General features: G+C 35.8%; 14 protein-coding genes. 13 read left to right on the top strand and 1 reads right to left on the bottom strand.

The window, feature by feature from the left end; genetic code table 11:
- Nucleotides 1-3: 3 nt before the first annotated feature.
- Nucleotides 4-789, bottom strand: a complete 786-nt coding sequence (ku, locus tag ACFSR3_RS10925) for a non-homologous end joining protein Ku (RefSeq protein WP_379820995.1) — start codon at nt 787-789, stop codon at nt 4-6.
- A 922-nt stretch (nt 790-1,711) separates the two neighbouring features.
- On the opposite strand from ku, the gene ACFSR3_RS10920 reads away from it, so the two are divergent.
- The 13 genes from ACFSR3_RS10920 to ACFSR3_RS10860 form a co-directional block, all read left to right on the top strand.
- Nucleotides 1,712-2,374 (top strand): IS3 family transposase, encoded by a 663-nt coding sequence (locus ACFSR3_RS10920; protein ID WP_379821588.1) that lies wholly within the window; start codon nt 1,712-1,714, stop codon nt 2,372-2,374.
- 26 nt (nt 2,375-2,400) lie between these two features.
- On the top strand, nt 2,401-2,631 hold the full coding sequence (locus ACFSR3_RS10915) for a transposase (protein WP_379820994.1): 231 nt from the start codon (nt 2,401-2,403) through the stop codon (nt 2,629-2,631).
- Between the two features lie 151 nt (nt 2,632-2,782).
- Entirely contained in the window at nt 2,783-3,415 is a 633-nt protein-coding gene (locus ACFSR3_RS10910; RefSeq protein WP_379820993.1) for a response regulator, read from the top strand.
- Between the two features lie 144 nt (nt 3,416-3,559).
- On the top strand, nt 3,560-3,805 hold the full coding sequence (locus tag ACFSR3_RS10905; protein ID WP_379820992.1) for a hypothetical protein: 246 nt from the start codon (nt 3,560-3,562) through the stop codon (nt 3,803-3,805).
- 12 nt (nt 3,806-3,817) lie between these two features.
- Nucleotides 3,818-4,060 (top strand): hypothetical protein, encoded by a 243-nt coding sequence (locus tag ACFSR3_RS10900; RefSeq protein WP_379820991.1) that lies wholly within the window; start codon nt 3,818-3,820, stop codon nt 4,058-4,060.
- Between the two features lie 98 nt (nt 4,061-4,158).
- The gene (locus ACFSR3_RS10895; protein ID WP_379820990.1) at nt 4,159-4,398 is read left to right on the top strand and encodes a hypothetical protein; all 240 of its coding nucleotides are present in this window, start codon (nt 4,159-4,161) and stop codon (nt 4,396-4,398) included.
- 120 nt (nt 4,399-4,518) lie between these two features.
- Nucleotides 4,519-5,508, top strand: coding sequence for a hypothetical protein (locus tag ACFSR3_RS10890; RefSeq protein WP_379820989.1), 990 nt, complete (start codon nt 4,519-4,521; stop codon nt 5,506-5,508).
- Entirely contained in the window at nt 5,501-6,451 is a 951-nt protein-coding gene (gwsG, locus tag ACFSR3_RS10885) for a grasp-with-spasm system ATP-grasp peptide maturase (RefSeq protein WP_379820988.1), read from the top strand. The genes ACFSR3_RS10890 and gwsG overlap by 8 nt, the downstream gene beginning before the upstream one ends.
- A 23-nt stretch (nt 6,452-6,474) precedes the next feature.
- The gene (locus tag ACFSR3_RS10880; protein ID WP_379820987.1) at nt 6,475-6,603 is read left to right on the top strand and encodes a hypothetical protein; all 129 of its coding nucleotides are present in this window, start codon (nt 6,475-6,477) and stop codon (nt 6,601-6,603) included.
- Nucleotides 6,604-6,710: 107 nt separating this feature from the next.
- Nucleotides 6,711-7,658 carry a hypothetical protein gene (locus ACFSR3_RS10875; RefSeq protein ID WP_379820986.1) on the top strand — a complete coding sequence of 316 codons (948 nt, stop codon included), beginning with the start codon at nt 6,711-6,713 and terminating at the stop codon, nt 7,656-7,658.
- Nucleotides 7,659-7,663: 5 nt separating this feature from the next.
- A complete protein-coding gene (locus ACFSR3_RS10870) occupies nt 7,664-9,877 on the top strand; it encodes a peptidase domain-containing ABC transporter (RefSeq protein WP_379820985.1) in 2,214 nt (737 codons plus the stop codon).
- Nucleotides 9,870-11,195, top strand: a complete 1,326-nt coding sequence (locus ACFSR3_RS10865; protein ID WP_379820984.1) for an HlyD family secretion protein — start codon at nt 9,870-9,872, stop codon at nt 11,193-11,195. The genes ACFSR3_RS10870 and ACFSR3_RS10865 overlap by 8 nt, the downstream gene beginning before the upstream one ends.
- Before the next feature lie 1,618 nt (nt 11,196-12,813).
- Nucleotides 12,814-19,302: choice-of-anchor L domain-containing protein (locus ACFSR3_RS10860; protein WP_379820983.1), on the top strand; the 6,489-nt coding region annotated here is incomplete at its 3' end.

The raw sequence follows: 19,302 nt of genomic DNA, 5'->3' as shown, positions 1-19,302 counted from the left end.
GGCTTAGTTTTTTATTGCTGCAAGACTGGCTTTTAACTGCTCAAGCAAATCATCTTTCGCTTCAGCCGTTTTTTTTCTTCTTCGTGGTGCAGGCTCTTTTGCTCCGCTTTTAGCCGATGCCTTTTTCTTGATCATCTTTATCAGTTCTGCCTTATAGGTATCTTTATATTTTGTAGGGTCAAAAGTACCTGTCAGCTGATCAATGATATTCATAGCCATGGACAGTTCTTTACTGTCAATTTTTAAATTTTTAGGAATAAGGCCTGCTTCTTCCGGATCCCGAAGTTCATCTTCAAACCGTATCTGTATCAGCAATATGGCATCCTCTTCTACCTTTAGGATTCCAAGGTGCTCGGTAGTGCGCATTACAAATTTGCAAAGGCCAACCTTTCCTGATTTGCGCAGTGCCTCCCTTAAAAGGGCATAAACCTTTTTTGCATCTTTGGCCGGTTCGGTGATGTATGGCTTTTCAAGATATTTAGCAGGAATCTCTTCTTCTTTAATGAACTCAAAAATATCAAGAGACTGTGTTTTTTCAGGAGCGGCTTTGGCAAAATCGTCCTTGTCTAAAATGACATAATCGCCATTTTCCTTTTTATATCCTTTTGCAATATCTTCCCAGGATACTTCCTTGCCATCCTTTTTGCAAACGCGAACGTACTGAATTGCACATTTATCCTTTTTACGGACCATATCCAATGCTAAACGGTGTGATTGGGTACCGCTATAGAGTTTTATCGGGATATGTACCAGGCCAAAACTGATGCTCCCTTTCCATAATGCCTTCATAATTTCCTTTTTTTAAATTCATCCTATGAATGTAAAAAGAACGAAAGGCAATTCATAACTATTTAATATTCCATTAATTAAAATCGGTAATTCTAAGACTGTAACACGAAGAGACATTGCCTGTGATATTCATGGAATAATAAAATGTTAGAACATTGTTGCTTGAAATGCAATAAGCGCACGTGCTTTCCATCATTGTATTTTTAAATATTTTTGCCGCTATACAAAACTCATCAGCCTGAAGATATTCACTCATTTTTTCAGGTCCTTATCCGCTGTTACTATATTGTTGACTTGCCGCAGCTTTGATACAAAAAATTACTATGACCCCAACTGGACATCTAAACCGCTAAAGCGAAAACTTATCTTACATAAAGTAGGCTAATTTCTTCAAATCCTGCATAAAATGGTTTGAAATTTGTCCTGTTGGGGTCACACATTAAAAAGCTCAAAATCAATGATTTTGAGCTTTTTTTTGTTTTAGTAATCTTACAGAAGCGTTAGAATTGAATAAATATCTATAAGTTTTTACTTATGGTTTAGATGTCCCGAGTAGTTACCCGGACGGGACTCAAACCGGTTATTTTTCATAAGTCAGAATCAATACAATCATCCTCTGGAGTAGCTAACTTTATTGGGACATATAACTTAAGACTTTTTGTTATAAAACAAATATCTTAGAAACATGAAAAAACGCTATTACAGTCCTGAACTAAAAGAACAAGCTGTTCGATTAAGTTACCAGCGGGAAAATATCTAAGAATTAGCTAACCAATTAGGCATCGAAGTCCAAAGAATCTATAAATGGCATAAGGCAGCCCAAACAGCTATTTTACTAAACCAGAAAAGCCCATACCCGATGATGCGCTAGAGCTTAAAAAATACGCAAAGTCCTTAAAGAAAAGGGACTTTAACTTGAAATATTAAAAAAGGCCTTGCACATCTTCTCCAAAAGCGATGGAAAGTCTATGGATTTATAGCCAGTTACAAAAATTTATACCCCACCGAGTGGATGTGCAAAGTTTTTAAAGTAAGTACGAGCAGTTTTTATAGGTGGTACACGGCTGGTAAATCAAAACGGGCATTGGAACATAGCCTGTTTACAGATTTAATAAAAAAGGAATTTGAACTAAATAAACAGCGTTATGGCTCCACAAGAATAGCGGAACATCTAAAACGTAAAGGGTACTGTATATCCAGACGTAGAGTAGCTAAAATTATGAAAACGAACCATTGGGTAAGCAAACATAAAAGGAAGTTTAAGGCTACCACAGATTCCAATCATAACTATACTGTTTGTAGAAATTTATTGAACAGAAACTTTACTCCAAGCCGATTAAATGCAGCTTGTGTTAGCGATATCACTTACATTCAAACCCATCAAGGCTGGCTGTATCTGACAACAATTATTAATTTATTTGACAGACAAGTAATAGGTTGGTCATTAAGTACAAGCCTGCATACCAAGCAAACCATTATTCCTGCTTGGAAAATAGCTGTAAGTAAGCGCAATATAAATATGAATTTAATATTTCACTTGGATCGAGGAATACAATACGCCTCAAAAGCATTTAGAACATTATAAAATCTATCCCTCTGGTAACCCAATCCATGAGTAGAAAAGGGAATTGTTGGGATAATTCCGTAGCTGAGTCTTTCTTTAAAACCTTAAAAGTAGAACTTATTTATGACGATGATTTTAAAACTATAGAGCAGGATAAAACTGCTATCTTTGAGTACATCGAAATATGGTACAATAGGAAACGGTTACATTCCTTTTTGGAATATAAAACTCCATATAAAGTAGAACAAGAATTTTATCAATTTAATAATGTAACATAGGTCTTAGAAAAATTGTCCACTTTTTGTTGCAAGTCCATTATACCCATGTAATAATTTTATGGCATTTTAAAAAAACTGTAGATTTATTTTTGAAAAAAAACAATATAACTCCAAATTTGCGTTCTCCAATACCAATCTACTACAAATTACTATGAACATCCTAATTGTTGACGATCATCCAATGATTGTTTCCTTTTATGAAAATGCTCTTAAGTCCTATTTTCATAAAATCCTGAATATCTATAAAGCCTACAATTGCCAAGAAGCTTATAATGGTCTTTTTGCAGATTATGACATTGCGATAATAGATGCAAGTCTTCCTCCCTATGTAGAAAAAGACTTGCATTCAGGTGCTGATATTGCATTACTAATTGGTAAAGTTAACCCGTCTTGTAAAATCGTAATCATAACTGGGTTTGATAAAAAGCTGATACTTTATAATTTATTCAGACAAATAAGGCCTGATGCCATAATTGCAAAAAATGATATTTCGGCAGAAAATTTTATTGAGATAATAACTGATGTTCTTGACGGGAAAAAATATCAAAGTCCTACGGTAAAAAATAGTATTTCTGAAATTTGGGCAAATGATATTTTGGCGGATGAGCATAACAGGGATATTCTTTTTAATTTATCAAATGGTTATAAGATAAATGAACTTAATACGATTGTTCCTCTTGCTGAAATAACCATAAGGAAAAGGCTTAGCCTGATTAAAAAAGCTTTTCAGATAGGTAGTAATGATAATTTATTGACTGAGATAAAAAGAAGAGGGATTTTATAACGATATAAAACCTATACTTTTTGTTAAAACCAATCGAGAGCATAATTTTTAACAGTATTTTTCTGTTATTTTACTAAGCGACTAATGGGTATTGGTGCACAAATACTAATTTGTAGCAATATATTAATCATTTAAATTAAAAAAATGGAAAAACTTAATTCAAAGCTTTTTGAAAGCTTAAAGCTTACCGATAAGGAAGCTCAGAATCTGACAGGTGGTTCATATACTTCTTCTAAAACGGACACTTCAACACAAACAAATCAGTATGATGTAATTTTTAAAACGGTTGATAAAAACGGATCTAACCCTGTCCTTGATACGGATAATACAGGATCAGACTCGTTAGATAAGCCTACGAATGGATTCACACTTACACCATTAATTCCTTAATCAAGATCAGATATGAAAATTAATTCTAAATTATTTGAAAGTTTAAAATTAAACGACAAAGAAGCGAAGAATCTAGTTGGTGGAGGCGATTACACTTTAAAGGCAGATGACACATCAGTTCGTGGCGGACAATATGATGTAGTATTTGATACTTTGGATAAAAGTGGAGGAAGCACCGGATGGGATACTGAAAACACGGGCACTAACACTAAGGATAAGCCTACTGTTATTGGAATTTCACCTTTACAACCTTAATTAAAAGCTTATGCGGCTTGCACTAATGCAGGCCGCATAAATATTATTAAAAACAATGATGCATTGTTTTCAAAGCATCTGCTTAAAAATTTAAAAATATGAAACTTGATTCTAAATTATTTGAAGGTTTGAAATTAACCGATAAAGACGCTAAAAATCTAGTAGGTGGGGGCGATTATACACTAAAGGCCAATGATACGGCAGTTGAAGGAGGACAATATGATATCACGTTTAATACATTAGACAAAAATGGAGGTACATCAGGATCTGATAGCGTAAATACAGCTATGGTAAACGATAAAGGCATTGGAATAGGACTTTCTCCCTTACGCCCTTAATTTGGTTTTGTAGGGTTTGTTTATTTTGACGGCAAACCTTTTAACTTTAGGTCCGGAATAAATAATTAGATTGTATATAATAAAACTAATAGCTCCTAAAAGGATTGCTCAAATATTCTAATGTCGTTAATCAAAAGGTTTTTACTAATTTTTACTTTGTGTCTATCCTATTTTGCAAATGCACAAAAGAATGACTACAAGGCGTATAGCCACTACTTAATTCTTTCGGATATAACTTCTAACCTGGATTCCAGTATTTTCTATATTGAGAAAGCAATAAATGTAGCCGAACCATTTGCTGAGGATTTTCGTCAACTAAGCTTCCTTTATTTTAAGAAAGGTAATGTAAAGAAGGCTAAAAAAGCATTTTTTTCGGCAGTTAATGCTGGTTATCAATTAGAAAAAGACGATAAGTTTAACGATAAGGCTTTTAAGCTGGATTATGATTCGAGTTATCTCAACACAGCAGATAAAACAAAGTTTGGAATGTTTGTTCAGGACTTGTGGAATTCCAGGAAGAAGGCTATCAGAAAATTGAGGGATAATTATTTGAAAAGGAATTTAAAAACTGATGATGAAATTTTTGAGGCAATGCTTCAAAATGAAAACTATTTTCAATCATTACGGTTTATGTTTTATGATAACAAGGTTAATGATTCGGTCGCTTTTCCTTATATAGCAAAGTATGGGCCATCGCCAAATAGCTACTACATGCTTGACTTATTAAAAAGCGATTTATTTCCACATAGAAGAAACTGCGCCAGGTTCAATGGACTGACTATTACTATGCTTCTGAACCATGGAGTTTCAGGATTTTTAAATAAACAAGATGCTGAAGAATTCATTACAATTTTGTGGAATTTGGTTATTAGAGGTGATTTGAAGCCTCGTGAATATGCAGCTGCATACGATCAATATGTACAATTTTTTATTCAGCCTGATAAAAATATGCTTGGAACGACAAGGTACAGGGATGAAGAAGGAAATTCAAGAATTATGGATTTAATTGACCCTGGGCATGTAAATGAAATAAGAAAAAAATACTGGTTGGATTCAATCCAGAATTATTGCGAACAATATAATGTTAAACTTCCCAAAAACTATGAGTGAAAAAATGATCCTCATTTGTACTGATGTGTCAGAAGCAAGCTCTGATGTAGTTTGCTCGTGGCTTCAATATAACAACAAGAAATTTTTACGAATATCATATGAAAACATCATAACAATCAAGACTGTATTCATTAAAGATGATAAAGTTGATTTCTTGTTTTCGATAGATGATACAGATTATCATTTGTCAGATTTTAAATCTTATTGGTACAGAAGATCACGTCTGAAATTTGCGCCATTTAGTGTTGTGGAATACATTCATGAAGGAGTTGACCTTAGCAACAGGATGAATGCATTTCTTGAAGAGGAATATTTCAAACTAATTGAATTTTTCCAATATGAAATTAATAAAATTGCTGTACTAAACAGATATGAGGACAACAATATCAACAAGCTTCAGGTCCTGTCAATGGCTAGAGATTGTGGTATTAATATTCCTGAGACCAGTATACTGGATAATGCAATAAGTCCGGATGTAAATCAAAATGAGTATATTACTAAAGCGATTTCTGATTTTATCCTGTATGACGATAAAAGCAATTATTTCTGTACTACTGACTATATATCTGTAGACGGTCCGTTTAGTTATTCACTTATACAAAAAGAGGTTAAGAAAAAATTTGAAATAAGAAGCTTTTTCATGAAAGGCAAATTTTTTAGTTCTGCCATATTCTCCCAGGAAAATGAAAAAACTAAACTTGATTTCAGGAATTATGATTTTGAAAATCCCAATCGCGTTGTGCCGTTTTCCATGCCTGCATGGCTTGAAGAAAGGCTTGCCCAGTTAATGCAGCGGATAGGACTTAATTCAGGAAGTTTTGATTTGGCATATACTCATGATAACAAATATGTACTCTTTGAAGTAAATCCGGTTGGTCAGTTTGAACAGGTTTCTTTTCCCTGCAACTATAGTATTCACAAACTAATAGCACACGAATTATGATGAAAAAAAATAAACTTCCCTTAATGATTAACAATATTAAAAAATCCCAGATCAAAGAACTGGATAATCATCAGGTGGAAAGCAAAAGACTTCAGACCAAAAAACATACAGTGCGTGAAATATTTTCAAGAACTTCTTATTTTCCAAAATAATACAAACAATGTATCAAATATTTAAAAATGTCTTTTTTACAAGCGGCTATAACAGGGCCTTAGTTTTTGACAGTCTAACCTCAAAGGTACATTTCTTACCTATGGAAATGATGGAACAAATTGATGAAAAAAATTATACTATAGACCCTACTTCCGGTGAATTATTGTTAAAGTGGCTTAACGAACATAACCTTGCTTTTGAAACCAGTGCTGATTTGGTTGACTGTTTTAGTCATGTGAACGACGATATCGAAATTCCCTATAAATTTGTTACAGCAGTAATAGAAATTTCAAATATAACTGTTGGGCATTTGCAAAAGCTAAACGCCGAAAATGTTAATGGAAATATAGGTCAGTTTAACCTTATACTATCTGAAAACACATCGATTGATTCATTAACTGAAATTTTGAATTTTATTAATGAAAATGAAGCGGATACTTTCGAAATAACATTTGAAAATGGATTTAAATATAGCAGTGAACTTCTTAATTTGCTTGATTCTACTGCCAAGATACTAATTATCAACAATTATGCTGATGTTACCCTTCCGAGTATAAAAAGAAAAGGGAATCGTTATATTAACCCTATTGATCCGGTTAACCTGCATTTATCTCTTAACTACCTGTCGTATTTTGAATCTTTAGAAAATAATATTTACTTCAATAAAAAGATATTTATAGGAAAGGATGGCGAAATTAAAAACTCTTACGAGACAGAAGGTGTCGTTGGACATATTAACAACGATGATGAGATAAATCTTTCTGAACTCCTTGAGTCTGATGAAATGACGAAATTATGGCACATAAATAAAGAAGAAGTTGCAGTATGCCGTGATTGTGAATTCAGGAGGTTTTGTGTAGATTCCCGAATACCTGTTTTTACAGACAATTATTGGAAGTATAATGTAGAATGTGCATATAACCCTTATATTAGCAAATGGAGCCATGAAGATGGTTATATGTCATTAAAAGATAGTGGTGTAAAAATTGATTCTAATCAGGTTACGATGGATCTTCAGAAATTAGCTAAAATTAACCAAAGCCTTTGGGAATAACTTTCATGACAGTAAATTTTCCATTTTACAAACAGTCCGAGAGTAAGGATTGTGGGCCTACTTGTCTCAAAATAGCTGCAAAACATTTTGGCAAAAGTATTAAAATTGATAGGTTAAGAGAATTAGCAGAAACTAATCGCCAGGGAAGCTCTCTTTTTGCCTTAAGTGAAGCGGCTGAAAGTATAGGATTCAGAACTTTGGGCGTAAAACTGGATTTAGAAAAACTTAACGAAGCTCCTTTACCTTGCATCCTTCACTGGAATAAACAACATTATGTTGTCCTTTACAAAATTAAAAGAGGCAGATATTATGTTTCAGATCCTGCATTTGGGCTATTAGATTACAGCACTAAGGATTTTTTGAAATACTGGATAGGAAACAATGCTAATGAAACAACTCCGGAGGGTATTGCACTTTTGTTAGAGCCTACCCCAAAGTTCTATGATTCAAAAGATGATCCTGAAGAGAAAAACAAATTGGATTTTAAACTTCTTTTTAAATATGTATTTAGATATAAGTCGTTTATTAAACAACTTGCATTGGGACTTGCTGCAGGAAGTCTGCTTCAGCTTATATTTCCTTTCCTAACGCAGAGCATTGTTGATGTTGGTATTCAAAATCAAAACATTCACTTTGTTTATCTGGTTTTATTTGCCCAACTCCTGCTTTTTTTCGGAAATACTGCTTTAGAAATAATTAGGGGCTGGATAATACTTCATTTATCTACGAGGATTAATATTTCGCTTATATCAGACTTTTTTATCAAACTTATGAATTTGCCAATTTCATATTTTGATGTAAAAATGACCGGTGATATTATGCAGCGTATTGATGACCATAGCAGAATTGAACGGATTTTGACAACTTCGTCACTCAGCGTTCTTTTTTCTATGGTGAACATGCTGATAATGGGATGTGTACTCGCTTTTTACAACATAGTTATTTTTGGTGTTTTTTTTACAGGCAGCCTGTTTTATTTCGGATGGGTAATTTTGTTTCTAAAACGTCGGGAAGAACTGGATTATAAGCGCTTTTCCGAAATTAGTCAAGAGCAGAGCAAAGTCATAGAGTTGATAAATGGTATGCAGGAGATAAAATTACACAATGCTGAGCGACAGAAAAGATGGGGATGGGAATACATTCAGGCAAGACTTTTTAGAGTGTCTATGGAGGGTTTAAAGTTAGAACAAAAACAGAGTGTGGGTTCTAATTTTATTAATGAACTGAAGAATATTATTATTATTTTCCTTTCAGCAAAACTTGTTATTGACGGACAGATTACATTGGGAATGATGATGGCTATTACAACTATTGTAGGTAGTTTAAACGGACCGGTCATGCAGCTTATTGGTTTTATGCGTGAAGTGCAGGATGCCAAAATATCTCTTTCACGACTTTCTGAAATACATCAGAAACAAGATGAGATCGAGGATGATTTGCTAAAGTACCAGGATTTCCCTACAGATAGAGATATAGTTTTTAAGAATCTTTCCTTTAGATATACAGGTTCAGATGACATTATTCTTGAGGACTTAAACTTAGTTATACCTTCTAACAAAGTGACTGCAATAGTAGGGCCAAGCGGGAGTGGGAAAACAACACTGATGAAGTTACTGTTAAAATTTTATCAACCCACCAGGGGGGACATTTTTTTGCAGTGTCAAAATACCAAAAGCATAAATATTTCGGAGATATCCCAAAAAACATGGAGATCTCATATTGGTACGGTAATGCAGGAGGGATATATTTTTAATGATTCAATCGCTAATAACATTGCCATTGGCGTTGAGACTATTGATAGGGACAGGTTAAAATATGCTGCTGATGTAGCTAATATCAGGCCTTTTATTGAAACACTGCCATTGGGATATAATACAAAGATTGGAATGGAGGGAATTGGCATGAGTACCGGTCAAAAGCAACGACTTTTAATAGCGAGAGCAGTATATAAAAATCCGGAGATGCTGTTTTTTGATGAGGCAACTTCGGCATTAGACGCTAATAATGAGAAGGAAATTATAGAAAAGCTTGATAATTTTTTTAAAGGTAAAACCGTGGTCGTAATTGCACACAGATTAAGTACTGTTATGAATGCAGATCAGATTGTTGTTCTGGATAAAGGAAAAATTACCGAAAAAGGTACGCACGACGAACTGGTAAAATTAAGAGGAGAGTATTATGAACTGGTAAAAAACCAACTACAGTTAAGTTATGCCTAATAGTGATATAGAATTAAGGAGCGAAGAAGTTCAGGAAATATTGACTAAAATGCCTTCCTGGATAGTCAGATGGGGGAGTACTACTATTTTAATAATAATTTCTTGTCTAATTTTGGCTACATGTTTCATAGAGTATCCTGACATCGTTATGGCGGATATTAATATTACGACTTTAGTGCCACCAGAAAAATTAATTGCAAGAAGTTCAGGAAAGCTGGAGAAGATATTGGTTACAAATCAGCAAACGATAAAGAGCAATACACCTCTTGCGGTAATAGAAAATTCAGCAAATTACAGGGATGTGTTTAAGCTTAAAAGTATTACAGACACTCTTAGTATTTCAGAAGATAATTTTGTTTTCCCTTTTTTTAAACTGAATGGATCACAACTGGGGGATATTGGTGGTGACTTTGCCATATTTGAAAAAGATTACCAGGCTTTTACATTTAATAATGATCTTAAACCTTATCAGATTGAGGGTGAGGCGCAAAATTACGAAGCTGTTCAAATAAAAGAACGGCTGAGTTTGTTGTTACAGCAAAAAGAAATTGCTGAACGAGAAATGAAAATTAAAAAAGATGAAATTGAAAGGTATAGAAAACTATATCAAAAGGGGGTTATTGCAACACAGGAGTGGGATACAAAAAATCTCGAATATTTGCAGTTTGAAAAAGGTTTACGAAACTTAAATGCATCTATCTCACAGGCGAAGTCGTCATTAAATGATCTTGACAAAAGCGCAAAAACAACAAAAATAAATGAAACAAAAGACAATATTGATCTATTTAGAAATATGGTTCAATCCTACGCCCAACTAAAAAAGAGTATTGCTGATTGGGAAAAGACATATGTTTTACGTTCTTCGATAGCTGGCGAGGTTTCTTTTTTACAGATCTGGAAGGAAAATCAGAGTGTAAATTCGGGAGATAATATATTTACAGTAATACCCACCGAGGAAATTAATTACATTGGTAAAGTTAAGGCTGTTGCACAGAATTCCGGTAAACTGAAAAAAGGACAAAAAGTTAATATTCGTTTAGAGAATTATCCGGACCGCGAGTTTGGTGTACTCAAAGGAAATGTAGAATATATTTCTTTGATTCCCGATAAAGATGGGAAGTTACTAATCGATGTGTCTTTGCCAAATGGATTAAAAACCTCTTACAATAAAGATATATTTTTTAAACAGGAAATGAAAGGTCAGGCTGAAATCATTACAGAAGACTTGCGCTTGCTGGAACGCGTATTGTATAATTTCAGGGATGTGTTTCGCCAAAAGAATGAAGTTCATATTGAAAATAAAAACAATTATCTTTAGTTCATCTTTTTAAAATGGCCTGATCGAAGTATCGAAAACATTAGCCATAATAGTCATCTATTCGAACAAAGTCTTTCTCATAAATATGAGAAAGACTTTGTTCGAATAGATAGTTTTGGTTTTTAACATCTCAAAACATAACCAGATCTCGCCGATTGCTTTAGCGTGACCATCTCGCGCAGGTTTTTGGAAATGACATTTGTTATGAATTCCCAAAATTGTAAAATTTTGTCCTCTAATAGCACTCGTGTGCTTACAGAGATCGTGTTTACAGACATGTTTAGCTTTATTACTTTTAATATATTTCTATTGTAAATTTCGTTAGAGGGCATATAATTGAATTTAAACTTTAAAAAAAGGGGCTCTGAAACTATATTTCTTATTCAGGAATGCAAGATTTGTATAGAGTTATTATTAATCTGCCGATGCAGACATTGATGCCCCAAGAATGAGCATTACTACCATATAAAGCATCTGTATGAAAATTATGTAAACCTGAAAATTACCATGGAAGCCTGTGAATCTGCTAATCTGGACACATCGGCCCGAGACAGGGTCTTAATCAACAAGGCCTTTGCTTTGGACCAGCTGTCCTCTATAGAATACTTCATGGAAGTAAGCTACTACTACACCACCCATAACAATTTTCTGGAAACGGAGAAAGAGTATCATGAGGCGGTAGCGGTATTGTTGAAATAGCAGTTGTAAAATAACACAAATTCCAATGGTAATCCCTAACAGGACATCCAAACCGCGTTTTTAGTTGTTTTTAAAATTTATCTTACAGATAATAGGCTAATTTCTTTAAATCTTGCATAAAATGGTTTGAAATTTGTCCTGTTGAGGTCACAAACGAAAATCCCGAAATCATATTGATTTCGGGATTTTTTTGTTTATTAATCTTACAAAATATTAAAATTATCTGATATATCTCAAGTTTATACTGATGGTTTAGATATCCTGAGTAGTTGACCAGACAGGATTCAAACCGGCTCTGTTACATTTCTTTTTAAATCCAAGAAATTCGGGTAGCATATAATTTTATACTGCCAGTTTGCAAAATGATTTAAACATAGTTAGCCTGGATCTTTCATTTTAATATAAATTTTACCCACTGTCCAGCTCGTCTTAACTAAGAGTTTTCTCTTTTTTATTTATGATTCAATAAATGTGATAAACTCATACTTCCAACACAACATAGTATATGCTCAGTCTGTATACCTCGCAACTCGTTATTCTTTCCTACATCAATATAAATATAAGTTTGAAATATACAGCTGGATAGATTATTGACTTGGCATAACCGTCCCTTTTGGTATTCATTTTTGGATGCACTGCTAGATCTAACAGAATAATTTCACAATATAAACACGCCCAACTAAAAAAACTATTCTTACATAAAAATACAACAAAAATAACAATAACTCAAAAAATAAAACAATTAAAACTTTATACAACAAATAATTATGCAAATTATTGATAATTATAAATAAAGTAATAAATAAATTTACACCGAACTAAAGCTAATTTCAGTTATGAAAAAAATTACACTAATCCTTGTTTCATTACTTTCTTTTTGCACTTACGGACAGCTTGCGTTGGAGAGTTTCGAATCTCCATGGACAGGAACACCGGCAGCACCTCGGGTGGATGGGCTGTATACAATCAAATTGGTAATATTACCTGGAAACAAACGACTTTAGGTGATACTAATACGCCACCAAAAACGGGTTCCTATGCGGCATACCTTCAAAGGGAAAATGTATTACCGGGCACACCGATTCCAACAAACTGGTTAATCACACCGCAATTTAATGCTCCAAATGAAGGTTTGCTTCATTTTTTCTCACGGTTAACGCTTGTTGGAGATCAGGGAGGGATATACAAAATTAAGATTGCAACTGTCAATGACCCTTTATTACCCATTCAAAATCTTACATGGGTAGACCTCGTTCCTCCGATGTCAGAACTAACCCTCAACCCAGTTCAAACAAATTACATTGAAAAAACATTTAATATTCCTGCAACTTATACAGGCCAGCAGATACGTATTGCTTTTGTTATGGAAGGGGACCAACAGGACCGATGGATAATAGACGATGTTGAAGCTATTTCATTATGTCATCCTGTTACAAACCTGATGGCTAATAACGTTACTCTTAGTGGTGCTGAATTAAACTGGACAAGTCCGGCTGGCGTAACATCATGGGAAATACAAATAATCCCTGAAAATGAAGCTTTTAACGGTAGTGGAAATGAATATAACGGTCCACTGCCTTACATAGCATCAAACCTTCAGGAAAAGACTCCTTACAAATACTATGTTCGCTCTTTATGCGGTGATGGAGGAAAGAGCAGTTGGACAGGACCATATCAATTTACAACAGCTGCTGTTGGAGAAAAATGCGAGAACCCAATTGTAATACCTTCAGTACTTCCTTATAGTACAATAAACACGACACTGAATTTTGGTGATTATTATGACGGCGCACCAGGAACAGGTTGTGGTACAACGGGTAATTACCTTAGTGGTAATGATGTTGTATACTCTTACACCCCTACCGAGAATGGAATAATAAACATAACGCTTTCTAACACCGGAGGGGCGGCAGGAGTATTTGTTTACAATAGCTGTACCACTATAGGATATAGTTGTTTAGCAGGAGTTTTATCATCGGCTACAGCGTCCGGTGTTATACCAAGTTTTTCAGTTACTGCCGGTACCACTTATTACATTGTTGTATCCAGTCTTGTGTTAAACACAAACTATACCCTGACATTACAAAAAGTAAGTTGTGCAGCCCCAACAGGATTAACTATCGGAACCACTACTCAATCATCAACAAGTGTTTCGTGGGCTGCGGGGACAGCAACATCATGGCAGCTTTATGTTCAGCCTACAGGAATGGGCATACCTGCTGGTACAGGACAAAATGTAACACAAAATACTAACTTAACTCTTTCAGCAACGACTGCGGGTGTACCTTTTACATCGTCTACATCTTATGAGGTTTATGTTAGAGCTAATTGCGGCGATGGTACCTACAGTATTTGGACCGGACCTGTAAACTTTAGCACAACCCAGGTACCTGTAAACTTAGGCTATACCGAAAATTTTGACGGCTCAGTAGCACATGGATGGACTATCCTTAATGCTTTACAGCCTAACAAATGGGCTGTTGCAGGAGCGACTTCTAATAGCGGAACTAATTCATTATACATATCAAACAACAACGGTGTTAATAATAATTATACTATAACATCAGCTTCGGTAGTTCATGCTTACCGTGACATTATCATTCCTGCCGGCACCCAAAACATTGGCCTCACATTTGACTTTAAAGCCGGTGGTGAAAGTGGAAACGTCTATGTAAGAGCCTGGATAGTTCCTACTACATTTATGCCAACACCCGGAACACAGTTGACTAGTGCCAACAGTGGTGGACTACAGTTTGGTGGTAATTTTAACTCCTCTCCTGAATGGAGTACTCAAAATACCATTTTAAACGTAGCTTCTATAGCAGGGTCAACCAGAAGAATTGTTTTTGAATGGAGAAACAATGCTACTTTTGGAATACAGCCAGCAGCTGCTATTGACAACATAAAAATAGATGCACAAACCTGTTTACCTCCCACTGGACTAACACCTAGCAATGTAACCAGCAACAGTGTTACTTTTAACTGGACTGCTCCTACCGGAACATCACCAGCAGGTTACGAATATTACTATTCTGTTACAACAGCTCCTCCTTCAGATGTAACTGCAGGTATGGGAAGCGTAAGCGCACCTACAACTACTGTTGTCATTCCTTCTTTAACACCGTCTCAAACATATTATGTATGGGTAAGAAGTACATGTGGTTCAGTTAAAAGTTTTTGGACCGGACCTGTAAGTGCAACATTAACCCAGGTACCTGAAACTTTAGGCTTCACTCAAAATTTTGACGGCGCAACTAATGGTTTTTCTAAAACAAACCAGCTTAATGGGAATGGTTGGGCTGTAGGTAATGCAACCAGTAACAGCCCTTCAAAATCATTATATGTATCTGCAGATAATGGAATTACAAACTCTTATAACCCAACCGTAACTACTGTTATTCATGCTTACAGGGATTTTGTAATCCCAAATAATGCAGCAGAAATAAGAGTATCATTCGACTATAAAGTAGGAGGAGATTCTAATGACTATCTAAGAGCCTGGATAATTCCTGCAGCCACGGTTCCGGTTTTGGGTACACAAACGGTATCATCAGCTGTAAACTATCAATTAGGCGGTAACTTTACATCAGCTCCTCAATGGACTACAGCCACTTATGATGTACCTGTAACTGCTTATCAGGGACAAACCAGAAGAATTGTTTTTGAATGGAGAAGTAATACTTCGGGTGAATTTGTACCCCCTGCCGCTATAGATAATATTAGTATAACGGTATTGCCATGTGCTAAACCTACAAACTTGTCGGCAATAAACATTACCACTACAAACGCAACATTAGACTGGGCAGAACCTTCTTCGGCAACAAACTGGGAAGTTGCTTTTATGCCATCTGCTAATGCCGCTACACCTACTACAGCAGGAATTCCTGTAACCACAACCGAATACACTCCCGCAGTAGGAACATTTGTATCCGGTGTTCAATATGTATTTTATGTACGATCTGTATGTGGTGGTTCTGCAGGCAGCAGCGAATGGTCAGGGCCTTTCTACTTTGGACTAAAAGCAGCAAATGATGAATGTTTAGAAGCCGTTACCGTACTTACAAACCCCGATAAAACTTGCACAAACTTTGCTAATGGTTCTGTAACCGGAGCAACAGCATCGCCAGAAGCATCAAGTTGTGCAGGAACAAAAGATGATGATATTTGGTTTCAATTTGTAGCTACAAACACTAAACACATTATCTCATTAAACAATGTAACAGGCAGCACTACCGATTTATCACATGCTCTATACTCAGGAAACTGCGGAGCATTAACACAGCTTTATTGTAACACGACAGCGCTGTTATCAAGTGTTGCCCAAAACCTGACTATAGGACAAACCTATAAAATAAGGGTATGGTCAACAACTTCAGATCCTAACCAAAACTCAACCTTCCAGCTGTGTATAACTACACCTCCGACACCTCCGGCCAACGATGAATGTATTAATGCTGTAGCACTGACTGTTAACCCAGACCTGAATTGTGGTGTTTACACTGCAGGTACTGTAGAATCTGCAACGGCATCTCCGCAAACATCATCCTGTTCAGGTACAGCAGACGATGACGTATGGTATAAATTTACAGCCACTAATACAACACATCGCATTAGTATTGGGGATATACATGATCCATTGCTAAGTAGTGTTTCCATGAACTTTGTTTTGTATTCGGGAACCTGCGGAACCTTAGCACAAATGGCGTGTAACCCTAACAACCAAACCGAACTTTGGACCAGCGGCCTTACCATAGGTCAGACATATTACATAAAAATATATACTAATGGATCCTATCCTGGTTTCACAACAACTTTCAAGGTTTGTGTAGGTACCCCTGCTCCACCACCAGCTAATGACAACTGTAATACTGCAACGGTAGTAGGTGTAAATCCTACGCTAGATTGTGTTATAACAGCTCATGGAGCTATTCAATCGGCAACGGCATCTCCGGAAAGCAACAGTTGTTCGAACGTAAATGATGATGATGATATCTGGTTTGAATTTGTTGCAACAAGTACTTCACACATAATAGATCTTAAAAACTTTGTTGGAAACGGTGCCGGAATAATATCAAACGTAACTAACCTTTACCACGTTTTATACAGTGGAACCAATTGCGGAACATTAACTCAGGTATTCTGTAGCGCTGCCAATAATAGTTTAGCTACAAACCTAACAGTTGGACAAACCTATAAAGTAAGAGTATATTCAGAGACTATAACTCCAAATCAGGATTGTCAGTTTGATATTTGTATAACTACGCCTCCTGCAACAGTTTTAAATGATAATTGCAGTACTGCCACAGTAATTCCCGTAAACCCGGACTCATACTGTAATGTTCATGCATCCGGAAGCATAGCAGGTGCAACGGCATCGCCACTTGCTAATCAGTGTGCCGGAACCGCAGACGATGATATTTGGTTTGAATTTACTGCGACTAATACCCAACAGCTTATTTACATTAACAATATAATTGGAACTACAACAGGATTATATCATTCAGTATATAATGGTGATTGTTCTGCTTTAAACCTTTTGTTTTGCAGTAGCAGCACTAATAGTAATTATGATAATTATGTTGTAGGAACAACATATAAGGTAAGGGTATATAGCAGTACTGCCTCCCCTAATCAAACAGCGTCATTTGACATTTGTGTAAGAGTTCCTAACAAACCTATTACTGTAGAAGACAGCACTTATACTGCGGAACAACTGGTTAAAGATATTTTATTCAACACTCCTTGTGCTACAGTCTCTAATGTAACTTCAAAAACGGGACTGAACTATGGTAGTGTTCCAAGCCTTGGCTATTTTGATGCGTCAAACTCATACTTCCCATTTGATTATGGGGTTGTACTAGCAACTGGTAATGTTAATTTATCAGAAGGCCCTTATACTTCAAATTCTTTTGCAAATCCATACGAATGGCTTGGAGATAGTGATTTAAATAATATAATCCTGCAAAATGACATCAGTCAGGACAATGGTATTAACAATGCTACTGCTCTTGAATTTGATTTTATACCTTTAATTAATAAGTTTGAATTTGAATTCCTTTTTGCATCTTCGGAATATGGCAACTTCCAGTGTAACCTTGGTGATGCTTTTGCTTTTATCCTAACCGATCAAAATGGAAATTCTCAAAATCTTGCTGTAATACCAAACACAAATGTTCCTGTTAGAGTAACTACTATAAGAGATTCTCAGTATCGTCCTGACTGCGGCTCGGTAAATCCGGAATATTTTGGACAATTTAATGAAGGTCAACCTTTAGCCTCTGCTATTAACTACAGCGGACAAACTCAGTCTATGGTAGCTTCAGCAACAGTTATACCAGGACAAAACTACCATATTAAACTTGTAATAGCTGATTATAGCGATACATCAGTTTCATCTGCCGTATTCCTTGGCGGAGGTACATTTAATGTGGGAATTGTTGATCTTGGAACAGATTTACTGGTGTCTGACAATACCGCCCTTTGCGATAATGAAACCAAACTTATAGCATCAAATCTTACCCCAGATCAGTATGATTTCAAATGGTATAAAGATGGTCTGTTGATACCTGACGCAACAGATGCAAATTATGAAGCATCCGAAACCGGAAATTACGGTCTTGTGGCTACTATTAACGGTTACGACTGTTCTTTTGAAGGTGCACTGAGAGTGGAGTTCTACCCATCTGTCAATGAGATGACCGGAAATCCTGTAAACCTTACCGCATGTGACGCTTCAGGGTTCAGTACTTTTGACCTGACTCCAAATGTTGATGCATTGCTTGCACCGTTAACAACTCCTGCTGATTATAGCGTTACAATTCACTTAACTCAAGATGATGCCAACAATGGTGTTAATGCTATTGATTCAGCAACCTATACTGCTTTTGCCAATACTACTGAAAACCTTCAGACACTTTGGACCAGAACGGTATATAACACAACAACTTGTTATGGCATTAAACCTTTTGACCTGATTGTTCAGGATCTTACTCCTGTATATACTATCACGCCTGACTTCTCAATTTGTGAAGGAACTTCAGGAACTATCGAGGTTGTAATTACAGATACTGATTCAAACCCGGTAACTTATACCTGGACTAAAGACGGAGCTCCGCTTGCCGAAACTACTGCTTCGATTACAGTTACTGAGGCCGGTGCCTATACTGTAGTTCTTGACAGAACAGGCTGTACTGCTACTTCTACAGTTAATGTAGCGGTAATACCTACACCGGTTGCTGATGCTCCGGCTGACGTTACTGCTTGTGGCAGCTATGAGCTTCCTGCTCTTAGCACTAACAACAACTATTACAATGCAGCTACTAATGTACTTGTTGTTGCAGGTACTGTTATTACTGAAACTACCACATTTAATATAGTCGCTTCCAGCGGAACTACCCCTGAATGTACT

Source organism: Flavobacterium suzhouense (genome assembly GCF_042684765.1).
GTDB classification, from domain to species: Bacteria; Bacteroidota; Bacteroidia; order Flavobacteriales; family Flavobacteriaceae; genus Flavobacterium; species Flavobacterium suzhouense.
The sequence above is the reverse complement of the archived record's forward strand: the minus strand, read 5'-3'. Positions and strand labels throughout refer to the sequence as shown.

Bases quoted from the DNA above. Each gene is read 5' to 3' on its own strand.
- ACFSR3_RS10910 (WP_379820993.1), top strand. From the start codon at position 2,783: ATGAACATCCTAATTGTTGACGATCATCCAATGATTGTTTCCTTTTAT.
- gwsG (WP_379820988.1), top strand. From the start codon at position 5,501: ATGAGTGAAAAAATGATCCTCATTTGTACTGATGTGTCAGAAGCAAGC.
- ACFSR3_RS10905 (WP_379820992.1), top strand. From the start codon at position 3,560: ATGGAAAAACTTAATTCAAAGCTTTTTGAAAGCTTAAAGCTTACCGAT.
- ACFSR3_RS10865 (WP_379820984.1), top strand. From the start codon at position 9,870: ATGCCTAATAGTGATATAGAATTAAGGAGCGAAGAAGTTCAGGAAATA.
- ACFSR3_RS10870 (WP_379820985.1), top strand. From the start codon at position 7,664: ATGACAGTAAATTTTCCATTTTACAAACAGTCCGAGAGTAAGGATTGT.
- ACFSR3_RS10875 (WP_379820986.1), top strand. From the start codon at position 6,711: ATGATGGAACAAATTGATGAAAAAAATTATACTATAGACCCTACTTCC.
- ACFSR3_RS10915 (WP_379820994.1), top strand. From the start codon at position 2,401: ATGAGTAGAAAAGGGAATTGTTGGGATAATTCCGTAGCTGAGTCTTTC.
- ACFSR3_RS10895 (WP_379820990.1), top strand. From the start codon at position 4,159: ATGAAACTTGATTCTAAATTATTTGAAGGTTTGAAATTAACCGATAAA.
- ACFSR3_RS10890 (WP_379820989.1), top strand. From the start codon at position 4,519: ATGTCGTTAATCAAAAGGTTTTTACTAATTTTTACTTTGTGTCTATCC.
- ku (WP_379820995.1), bottom strand. From the start codon at position 789: ATGAAGGCATTATGGAAAGGGAGCATCAGTTTTGGCCTGGTACATATC.
- ACFSR3_RS10900 (WP_379820991.1), top strand. From the start codon at position 3,818: ATGAAAATTAATTCTAAATTATTTGAAAGTTTAAAATTAAACGACAAA.
- ACFSR3_RS10880 (WP_379820987.1), top strand. From the start codon at position 6,475: ATGATTAACAATATTAAAAAATCCCAGATCAAAGAACTGGATAATCAT.